The sequence below is a fragment of the Yersinia sp. Marseille-Q3913 genome, from assembly GCF_963892745.1.
Lineage (GTDB): Bacteria > Pseudomonadota > Gammaproteobacteria > Enterobacterales > Enterobacteriaceae > Yersinia > Yersinia bercovieri.
The window spans coordinates 1-10903 of sequence record NZ_CAWQAF010000037.1; the positions used below are offsets into that span (position 1 = coordinate 1).

The following is a 10903-nucleotide window of genomic DNA, read 5'->3' on the forward strand; positions in this document are numbered from 1 at the left end:
TCATTCCTCCTTCTAAGTACTTTAGCGGAATGACACAGAATTTCTAATACTCCCTTGGCAGTCAAAAGCGATGGATGGATAGATTATCGCCATTGATGCTCAGTACATTGGATTTTTTCCCGCTCTTTGTCTCGTCGTATATTGAGTTCAATAATTTTAATTTTCCAGACGCAGGCAAATTTTTGAATCCCTTCCCTAAGTATAAATCCATCTCATGGACTGAACAAACACGCCTTCCATGGTCAAATACTCCCCATATAGCTAGTGCATTATGAACATTTGGGTTAATAATTTTAATAAGCAGTTCTGCATCATTTATTTTTTCCAGAATGCTATCAATTGCTGATTTTTGATTATTTGATTTTATTTTAATCCATATACAATCATTATGTGAAAGCCGATTCCTATACAATCTAATTTCGTTTAACTTATTGACAAAATTAAGTCTTGCTGTTTGTTCATCCATGCTTCTATCTAATGATTTCAATATCTTATAAGAAATTTTAGGCCATAACGCGTTATTGATATTTTTTCGCTTAGAGTGAAAAGCCTCACTAAAAACAGCTTGCCATGTGAAAAAAACCGTATTTGCAATAATATTATCGTGGCTTATTAACGAACATCTTCTTTTGGCTTTCTCTATATTAGAATTAAAATCATTGAACTTATCTTTTGTTTTGTCTGTGAAAATTTTATCCCACCAAAAATCCCCTCCAAAAGCTTTCTTTGCCTCTTTATCTACAGAGTTTCTTAATGTGATTTCAAGATGTTGTAAGATAGGGTAAATAGCAGATGAAGCTTTTTGACTCCAAATATATATACCATAACATTCCATATCGTTTAATCCACTGCCAAAAACAGCTTTTATTGAATTTATTTTAGCTTCTGAAATAAAAGGTTTAATCTGAGGGTAGTTTATTTTTTTGTACATTCATCATACCAGAAGTTTACTGTAAACAGCCCATATTGCCATACAGAATGTCCAAGTTATAGGTGATGTTCAAAAAAAGACTGCTTATTGGTGTAGTTAACGAGATAGACGCACATCCGAATACATAGCATTGAAACCAACTTTCGTGAGCTTGTAAATAGTACAGATAAAATCTGTACCTTGACGCTCAGTGATAGACCTGCATTGATATATACACCAGGACTTAGGTAATTATTAAATAACATCTAATTTGATGATATTTAAGTATACTCATAGGTCATACTATCTGACGGATAAACAACTCTGCTCTGTCTTGATTATCCATGGGCAGAGACGACGAGTCCCGTCGCATGTAATTGCTATAATTAACCGGTAACTGTCAAATCAGGTTTGAGCAAGTACAATTCATTTCGTAAGACAGAGGAAATTATATCGTTATAACCCTGTCTGCTGATTGAATCGTCGACTCCCTGTGGGCAATGATAATCCGAGTAAAATGCATCTTTTTTATTGCCTGATTGACAAGCTCTTCGCTCTCTCTATCAAGATGACTGGTCGCCTCATCCATAAACAAAATGCCGGGCTTACGATACAGCGCCCGTGCAATGAAGATCCGCTGTTTCTGCCCACCTGAAAGTCCTTCGCCCAATTCCCCAATCAGCGTTTCATAACCCATTGGCATTTTCATAATGGTATCGTGAATGTAGCTTGCTTGGGTACATTCAATCATCCATAACTCATCAATATCTTCTACAAATCCTCCAATATTCTCCCTTATTGAACCGGAGAACAATTTGTCATCTTGCATCACACAAGCAATCATTTTGTGGTAATTGTTCATCCCCAACTGCTGTATATCAATGCCATCGACCATCACTTTCCCTGATCCAGCCTCAAACAGCCCGCAAAGCACCTTCATCAAAGTCGTTTTTCCTCCCCCCGAAGGACCTATGATGGCCACACTTTCACCCGGCATAACCGTGATGTTCAAATTATTGAAAATGGAGGGGGACTGACTGTCATAGCGGTAGGTTAAATCAAGGGTTTTTAGTGATAACGGCTGCATTCCTGCCACGTAGGGCCTGTCGGGTTTCTGGTTATCTGTCTCGTTCAGTGCAATATCAGCGATACGTTCATTGTGCAGGCTCATCATACGCAACTGGAGTAAAAAAGTTGTCAGCGAGGAGACACGATCAGAGAATTGTCCTCTGAATGCGCTAAATGCCACGAACATCCCGATAGTCATTTGATTGTCGATAACCAGGCTAGCTCCCAGCCACAGAATGACAGCCTGATCACAGGCGGTGATAAACGTGTTTATTCCCCCAAAGAACAAGTCCATCTTAGTCACTTTGATACCGGTATTGATGGTATCAATCTCCAGATTAAGCCAGTGAGTGCTCCGCCGCTCGGTCATACCCTGCATTTTTACCGGTGCTATTCCGTACAGAGTTTCCATAAAATACGAGTTAGCGCGCGCACTTTTGATCATGGACTCTTCTGATAGCTGTCGATAGTAACCATAGGTCAGAAGCCGGATAAATACATAGACTGCTGTGAAGCCCAGAACAATCCAGGTCAGATAGCCGCCATACAGAACCATCATCACCAGCACACCGATAACCATGATGATGTCCATAATAGCCCCGACTACACTGGTCGTGAACGTGGACTGCAGAGCATCCAGTGAGTCAAAGCGAGATTGAATATCACCTAACTTCCGCCGTTCAAAATAGCCCAGAGGCAAATGTATCAGATGGGAAAATAGCCCTGTTTTCCACTGTACGTTTATCAGTGTTCCCATCACCAGTGACGTCCAGGCACGCACCATACTGATAGCTGCCCGTAGCAAAATAAAAAACAGTAACCCGGCACAGATAAGGGTAAGTAGACCACGATCTCCGGCAGGGATGGCATGGTCCATAACCAGTTGGGTGGCGACAGGCATAACCAGGTTGATAGACTCTATCACCAAAGACAAACTAAAGATTTTTACCAGCGTCCCTTTGATCCCCTGCACACTACGAATGAGTGTGCCCAGACGGATACGATGACGCACCGTTTCCGCTGTAAACTCACTTCCAGGCGAGACCTCAAGGACAACACCGGTAAAATATTGAGACATCTCGGCCAACTCCACCGTCCGCCGTCCTCTGGCTGGATCATGTATCACAAAGCGTTGTCGCCGCACACTTACCAACACAACAAAATGGTTAAAGTTCCAGTGAAGTATGCATGGCTTTTTTAGTGCGCCCATCTCCTCCAGATCCAGCGACAATGCTCGACTCGTCATGCCCAGTGTTCTGGCTATACCATTAATACCAGCCAGCGTGGTACCACGTGCAGAAAGGTTAAATTGCTGACGCAGATAAATCAGGTCGATATTCTTTCCGTAGTATCCACAGACCATCGCCAGACAGGCCAGCCCACATTCCGAGGATTCTGTTTGATGAACCACTGGAACACGGTTACGTAAACCAAGGTCTAATTTCTTTATCATTGCGTTAAATGAGGTCTTATTCATTCACCGGCCCCATCGCGCTGTGCTTCATGTCATAAAAGGGTGAAAGCATCCATTCATAGATGTGTCTTTTTTCAAGAAACAGTGTGCTTTGTGCTTTCATGCCACTTTCCAGACTTAAACGTTTCTCATCGTAAAAAATAGCCTGCTGCTCTGGTCTGACGATAACCTTGTAATAAGGGATAGAGGCTGCTTGTGTATTTTTTGGGGCTCCCTGATACGTCATCATTTCCTGTGGTGATGCCGGCGTTTTCGATATCACCTCAACAATGCCGGCAAATTGACCAAATTTTTCTACTGGAAATGCTTCATAGCGGATATTGACCTTATCCCCGGAAGTGACATAGGGAATAGCATCATTCGGTACCCAAATAACCAGAGAGGAGTGGCTTATCAACTCAGGAATGATTTGCAGCAGGCTGTCGCCAACATTGACCATCTGACCTACCGTAACGCTCAACGAATCTATTTTTCCGTTTGACAATGCACGTACGATAATTTCCCCCCCAGCATCCGTATTGATCAATTCGTTTTTCAAAGCAGAGCGTTGAAGCTCCATTTGATGAATGCGATTATCAAATTCCGCCGACTGTATCTGAATTTGGCTCTCAAGATTGATTATCTGTAATGAGTTCTGCTCATTCTGTCCGCTAAGACTTAATAAATTATTTTGATGTTGATAATACAGCGCAACCTGGCTGATCAATTGGTCTTTGTTAATCAATCCATTTGTTTGATAGCCGCGATAATTATCCATATTATCTTTCATAATTCTGATTCCCTGCTCTGCTTTATTGAGAATGTCAGAAGAGCGTTGAAAGGCGGCGATATACTGTAATTTTTGTTTTTTCAGTGAATCAATCGTCGTTTTTTTACTGCTCTCAATACGTGAAATAATATTGCTAATACGTTCAAGCTGATTCTCAATACCTTCACGCTGATTATCACTGACAACGCCGCTGTGAGTACTTGTACTGATATCAATCTGATAAACAGGATCGCCTTTTTTGACAGTTTCTCCTTCCGTGACAAATGTCTTCACCACAAAACCCTGAACACCGGAATACACACTCACCACCCTGGGATAGGTTGTTATCTCACCACTGACATTGACCCGCCGTGTGTAGGTACCCGCAATGACAAATGCCAGAAAGGCGATGAGGAAAAAAGTACATACCCCTCCCACCAACCAAAAAGGGATACCGGGGAGTAAAATAGCTCGTCCTCGCCACTTCGTTCTTTTATTTTCGAGCGCTTCCTTGCGAAACAATATACACCTCTATCGCTTTAACTCATGGACAGCCATATTTACGTATTAACTTGTGTTTACAGGCCATAGTTATACTAATTCAGCAAATTACAGTCGCATCAATAGCACCAATTTATTGATAATGCTCAATGTGGTGATAGTGCGATAACGTTATTGCGGAATTAAATTTATTTAAATACGGAGAGAGATAATATTTAGTCATCTACTGATGATAGCGATTTTATGCTGACTAGTCATAAACCAAGAAAATCTCTATTATAGAGTAGCCTGTTGCCAGGCCACTCTTGTCTTTTTTATCAGCAATATTTCCCGCCTGAAATAAAGCATTGCCGTAGTTGCCTGACGGAATTATTTTAACAAAAAAAATTTGTCCGTAGAAACTAACTGCTGGGCTATTGCCAGAAAGAACTCACTGTAGCGACAATCGTCACACTCAAAACAGCACCTGTGGGTTTCACAGAAATTCCAGCAACAGCACACATTAGCTACAGGAACAGAACTCAGTGATCTTCGCCGCACCAATCATCATGATTGAAAGAGAAGAAAGAACCACCTGATGAGTTAAATCCAGACACGCCGGATGGGTTATATCCAGAAGGAACGGTAGAACCAACCGCTACACCCAAACCACCAAAGGCAGCACCAAATAAAACACCGGGTGGCCCCCCCGGAATACCGGCAATAGCCCCCAAAGTCGCACCCGCACCCGCAGCATTAGCAACAGTAGCAGGGGCTCCATCAGCACCAGAAATCATTTCCATCTGAGTTAAATTCAATTCTTTCATAAATTACATTTCCTTGTAAGTTGCAAAAATAATGTGTTTATTTAACCATATAAAGTAAATTAGTTATCTAATAATTCATATATTAACCTTCCTTGTGGTTGTGTTATAATTACTTTAAATTTATGGAGTCATATATATACTTAATTATTGACCTGATCCCCATAAAAAACACCAGAATCAGAATTAAATCAAATATGTTTTTATTATTAATAATTGATATAGTTGACCAAAATGACATTAATATAGTAATAAAAAGGCTTACTATATTACATATGGCATTTTTTTTGCTGTACTCCATTATAGCCCCGCCTAATTTCATAACAATAATGAACCACCCAACCAGCTGATTCATTATTACTTAGATATGTTCGATTAATTACAGTTAATCGCCAAAGGATAATAATGATTATTAACATAATCAAGCCACAATTTAACATTAGCGTGATTGGAATATGAATTTTCACTTCTTAATTGGCTTAACCAACTGTTAGAATTGGTGTTTTTTAATTATTATTTTTCATTAATCAATAAATAAATGAGCCGATTGGAGAAGCAGCCTGTTATTCAAGGCGGAGTTTAGAGATATTTTACCTTGGTTCAAATCGTTCCGTCCCAATCTCAAGGATGGTCGAATATAAAATATGAGTGAAAAGCGATTGATCTATTTATTATCTGTATAAACCCAATGTAAGTATATGTTATAAGATTTGGATACAATCCATGAATATGGGTCACCCAAGGGAACCGTTTACCAAACTACGTCTTCTGACGCACACATTTCTACTAGTGCACATCAGAGAGACAGGAAAGCGGCTCATCGTAAAAGTGATCATGGTTTCCTGCCTGAGGAACGAATTAGGAAGTAAGAGGGATGATGAATAACCTCATCCCTGCCACGGTAGGCTCCCAACGCGGCATGCAAAAGGCTGGCAGCACCAGTGGCCAGTGTAGAGATCATAGGTGACCCAGCAAAACCGAGTACGGCAGGGATGGCCAACAACGCGGTGTCCTGCAGACTGCGCCGCTTCCATATCCCGAGCTTTTCCCGTACCTCCGCCAGTCCTTCATCCGCAATACGTTCACGAAACCGAGCCTGCACCATATGAAGTTCAGCAGGATTGGCGGCACGCTCTATATCAAGTGCACAATCGCGTAGTGAACGCCGGTACGCGGTAAAACTCGGTTCATAATCTGTCCGGATGCGAAAAATATCCTGAAGCGAAAGCCCGGCCAGAAAAGGGGTCTCAACGTCAAGCATTCTGCGTGATAACCGACCTGAGTTGTCAATCTTCTCCAGTATTTTTCCCTGCAACGGGCATCGGGTAGCCAGAGAGGCGCGACTCCGTGCAGCCTGACCCAGATCAGTGATCAGGGTCTTATAATGAAAGAAAATACTGCGGTTCGCCGCCCCCTGAACCCAGCGATCATAACTGCGGCGGTTTTCTGGCTTACCACGGGTAATTTCTACTGTCAGAGTGCCATCTTCATTGGTTCGGACAGGCCGCAGGTTCTGGAAAATATGACCGTTGGTGTAAGGGCTGAGACAGTCATCCAGCTCCAACATAATTTCACCCGGCAGCGTTTTTTCCGACACGAAACGAACATGGCCCTCATGACTGACGCGAACGACGCCACGAACATGCAGGTTGCGCTCGTAAAGACGTGCTACCGCTGGCGGCATCACACTGTACAGAAAATGTTGGGATGAATTATCTTCCAGCAATTGCATGCGTCTTATCTGATCCTCATGCATGGAGTCGCAGCGAGTGAAAGCGATGAACCCCGCCTGGATCAACGTAAAATTTTCCTTCGTGAAACGGACAAACTGCGCCACACCTGTCCGGATATCCTGCCCTCTGTCACTGGCGTCATTTTGCACAAAAAGATCGACGGCGGCTGCCATATCGATACTGTTCAGACGCAGGCTTGCCTCTTCAAGAGCGTCAACGAGGATAATTCTCTCAACTGACAACAGTCCCTGCTGGTAAAGCGCCAACTGATCGTGACGGGCTATCCACAGACTGAGCGGGGAGTCCTCTTGAAGATGCCACTCGCCCTGTAGGGTATCAACCGTCCGCAGGTAATCCTGCAGGGCAGTCCGTAATGCCGCTTCATCCAGTTCAGCGTACTCGGTTGACAGCAGGCGGTCATCCCACAGGACATTGTCCGTCAGAGCGGGGAGGTTGTTGTACATAGAGATCTCCTGACTACAGGTCACCATAAAGGGTACGCAGTCCCGCCAGCGCATCCGCCAGCGGGCCGGTCTCCCCCCGCGTCGTCAGCTCCCGCGCCAGCACCTCAAATGCCTTCGCCGGCAAAAACACCCGCAGCGCATCGAAGCCCAGAATAACGTCTTTTGATGCCGCGCCGGGCAGCAACAGGCTGACATGGTATCCCTCACTCAGCTGGCGCAGGGCCTCGGGCGCAGCGCAGTACACCGTCAACAACCGAGAGAGTTCGGCAAAATACGCCCAGTCGAACGGCACCACAAAGTGAGGGCTACTCACCATCAGATAAAGTCGCGGGATCTCATCGCCAATACCGGGCGGCATACCGGCACGCTGGCCCTCGACACGGAGATCGAAGCGCAGGTCACCAGCAGTAAAAGTGTCGCTGAATTCAGGGATCAGCGGCCGCATTTCCCGGATAAAGGCTTCCCGTTGCTTGACACTCCATTCACGGGTCGACATCAGCAACGGAAAAATCTGTTGCAGCCGCGCCGGCGTGAAGATCCGCGCCAACACCTCATCCGGAAAGTCCGTCAGTGTAAAGCAGCCGGAAGCCAGCGGGCGCAACAGGAGTTCCGCGTAGCCAGGGCTGACCGCCGGACTGAGCTCACGCAGGAAGCGCGCCGATTCGTCCGGCCAGTTTTCCGTCTCAAACTCAAACGTCTGCTTGATATAATGGCTATCGATCGGCAGGGCATTTTCCGCCTGCCAGTGAAGCAATTCGAAGGTGATGTTCAGCAGCGTCACCAGCACCGGCAGGCGGACCCATTCTCGCTGGCTGCCACGGCCGTACGCCTGGTGCGCCATTTCCACCATAAACCGCAGCTCTGATCGCCGGATAGTCTGCCGGCCAAAGGTTTCTCCCAGAATAATTTTGCGGTACAGCTGACGAAGGGTGTCATCGGGCTGGGAGATCAAACGTAACCAGTCGTCGTCCGGCACGGCACTTTGCAGTGACATATCCAGAAAACGCTCGGCCAGGGCATTGACGGATGTCTTTTCATTGGCGGCCCGGTTTTTCAGGGCGTCGATCAGTTTTTTGGGAAAGCGCAGGGTCAGCTGGCTGAGCATCAGACTATCTCCGGTCATGGGGGAATGATGGGGTGACAGCAAGATTGGAAATCACCCTTAAAGACAAAATGTCATTCATTGATACTCATATACTACATGACAGTGACATCATGTCACATGATAAATTCATGTCATTAAATAAGCTTCCTGTCTTTTATGACCCTTTTTTCGCCGCAGATCCGGATTCTGCCATTACCGGATCTTCCTCCCCTGCCGGGCGTTTTTTTGCGCTACCACTATATTTAGTATTCACTTGTCGTTTTAACTTACTATATATCGTGTTTATTGCTCGTGAGAGACTATCCGATAGCGGCGCTTTGGGGGCTTTTGCCGGCACAGTGGATGTGATAAGGTTCCGAAAACGGACAATAAGGAAAAAGTCGGAACAGAGAAAACGGTGGGTTAGGTAATTGCCAATAGTGACTGTTCTTAGTGTGACTTTTTATCTGGTGATAATTAATAATGTCACTTTATTCGGGCTTATTATTATTTTGCTATTTATTAAACATAAAATAATCAATCACACTGATTTGTCAGTGTGTTCACTGCCGTTAATGACCCATGGAGAAAAAGATGTTTGCGTCTATTACGGGTAAAGAGGGATTTGGGGATCAGTTTGAAAAGATCCGCAATGCCATCGCCGATCCCAGTCAGGGCAATATTCATGCCGCCACCCGGCTTGGACTCGACACCCTGGCACGGCAGTACGCCAGTTTTGAGCTGGAATTGGACGCCGCCGGCGAACTGGCCGACTGGGCTGACGATTTGGCGACCTATCAGCATGCCATCGACACCCTGCAGGGCTTTTTTAGCGGCAACCCGCGCGGACTGAGCGAACGCGACGCCCGTATCTACTATCTCTACCTGGAAACCGAGCACGAACAGTTCTGCCACATCGCCGAAGAGATCGCGCAAGAGCACGGCAGGGCGCATTAATCAGCCAACCTCCCCTGGTGATGCGAACTGGGGAACAAAACGGGCATCGAAAAGAGTTTCCCTAAACGGTTCATGTGGAACCGTTTAGAGGGCGATGACAATCATGGGCGACAGGATTTGCGGCACTGATCAGCGGAGTGACGCAATTGAGAAAAAATCAGGGAGTGGCGATGAACGGGAAAAAAGACGTACAGTCCAAATTGCTGGCAAGTGACAGTGACTGGCACAATAACGCTTGCCTTAATTACATGCGAGATCACGGAACAGCGTATACCGAAGGTTATCGAAGAGCGGCAGATATCCTCATCCGGCACATTGATGAGTCTGGTCGGGACCAGGATTTTCTGGTTTACCCCGTGCTATTTCTTTACCGGCATCATATAGAACTGCTCATCAAGCAAATTATTGAGCTGGCTTTATTACTGGTGGAGGAGCCTGAAAAATATTCATACAGAAAGGATGACCACAATCTCAACACCCTCTGGCCCCTTGCTCAAAAACTGGTACTGGAAGTCGATGACCGGTACAGATCTTCTGATTTTCGCATAGTAAAAGAAGTGGTTAAGGAGCTTCATGACACTGACCAACGCGCCACAGACTTCCGTTATGCCCGAAGAAATGACGGCACCCGCAGCCTCGACGGTATCCGTTACGTCAACACCCGTCTTTTTGGTGAAAAAATGGGGGCTGCCTCCGATTGTCTGGATGGAATAGACACCAACCTGCGACACCTTCAGGAGCTTGACGCAGACATGGGGTAACAGGTAACTCGCAGAAATGCATCGCATAACAGAACTCTTTTACCCCGGGATTGCTCTTGCCCCCTGGGATAGCTGAATGTACAGACTCCGGATAAACTGAGGTATATACAGACAATGACAGGCATGACTCTTTACAGCCAGTCTCATTCTTCTGCGACACTGCTCCCCGTAGCCATCGATTATCCCGCCGCTCTGGCGCTGCGTCGCATGGCGCAGACCCACGGCGACATGCCTGAGTACCTGCTGGCTGTTGAGGTCGGGGCTTTGCTGCACTATATCCCTGACCTGTACCAGCAAACCCTCATTGCCACCTTGTGGAATACCGGCGCCCGTATCAACGAGGCACTGGCGCTCACACGCGGGGACTTTTACCTGAATGCCGCCCAGCCTTATGTGTCAC

Annotated in this window: 7 protein-coding genes and 2 pseudogenes; 3 read left to right on the forward strand and 6 right to left on the reverse strand. The window is 45.6% G+C overall.

From position 1 onward, the window contains the following. Window positions 1-61: 61 nt before the first annotated feature. The 6 genes and pseudogenes from AACW11_RS14705 to AACW11_RS14730 all read right to left on the reverse strand — a co-directional run bounded on the left by AACW11_RS14705 (window position 62) and on the right by AACW11_RS14730 (window position 8806). Window positions 62-931: an Abi family protein gene (locus AACW11_RS14705; protein ID WP_212586984.1), complete on the reverse strand. Its 870-nt coding sequence runs from the start codon at window positions 929-931 to the stop codon at window positions 62-64. 427 nt (window positions 932-1358) lie between these two features. Next, window positions 1359-3455, reverse strand: a complete 2097-nt coding sequence (locus tag AACW11_RS14710) for a peptidase domain-containing ABC transporter (RefSeq protein WP_212586985.1) — start codon at window positions 3453-3455, stop codon at window positions 1359-1361. Beyond that, window positions 3448-4722 carry an HlyD family secretion protein gene (locus tag AACW11_RS14715; RefSeq protein ID WP_212586986.1) on the reverse strand — a complete coding sequence of 425 codons (1275 nt, stop codon included), beginning with the start codon at window positions 4720-4722 and terminating at the stop codon, window positions 3448-3450. Before AACW11_RS14715 ends, AACW11_RS14710 begins: the two co-directional genes overlap by 8 nt. 566 nt (window positions 4723-5288) lie before the next feature. Further along, window positions 5289-5507, reverse strand: a pseudogene (locus AACW11_RS14720) (microcin H47); the annotation flags it as partial. Window positions 5508-6336: 829 nt separating this feature from the next. Then, a complete protein-coding gene (locus AACW11_RS14725) occupies window positions 6337-7701 on the reverse strand; it encodes a hypothetical protein (protein ID WP_212586987.1) in 1365 nt (454 codons plus the stop codon). A 13-nt stretch (window positions 7702-7714) separates the two neighbouring features. After that, on the reverse strand, window positions 7715-8806 hold the full coding sequence (locus AACW11_RS14730) for a transcriptional regulator (protein ID WP_212586988.1): 1092 nt from the start codon (window positions 8804-8806) through the stop codon (window positions 7715-7717). A gap of 573 nt (window positions 8807-9379) precedes the next feature. Between AACW11_RS14730 and AACW11_RS14735 the strand changes: the two genes are divergently transcribed. The 3 genes and pseudogenes from AACW11_RS14735 to AACW11_RS14745 all read left to right on the forward strand — a co-directional run. Further along, window positions 9380-9742: a hypothetical protein gene (locus tag AACW11_RS14735; protein WP_212586989.1), complete on the forward strand. Its 363-nt coding sequence runs from the start codon at window positions 9380-9382 to the stop codon at window positions 9740-9742. A gap of 170 nt (window positions 9743-9912) precedes the next feature. Beyond that, the gene (locus tag AACW11_RS14740) at window positions 9913-10503 is read left to right on the forward strand and encodes a hypothetical protein (RefSeq protein WP_212586990.1); all 591 of its coding nucleotides are present in this window, start codon (window positions 9913-9915) and stop codon (window positions 10501-10503) included. 114 nt (window positions 10504-10617) lie between these two features. Then, window positions 10618-10903: pseudogene (locus tag AACW11_RS14745) on the forward strand (tyrosine-type recombinase/integrase); the annotation flags it as partial.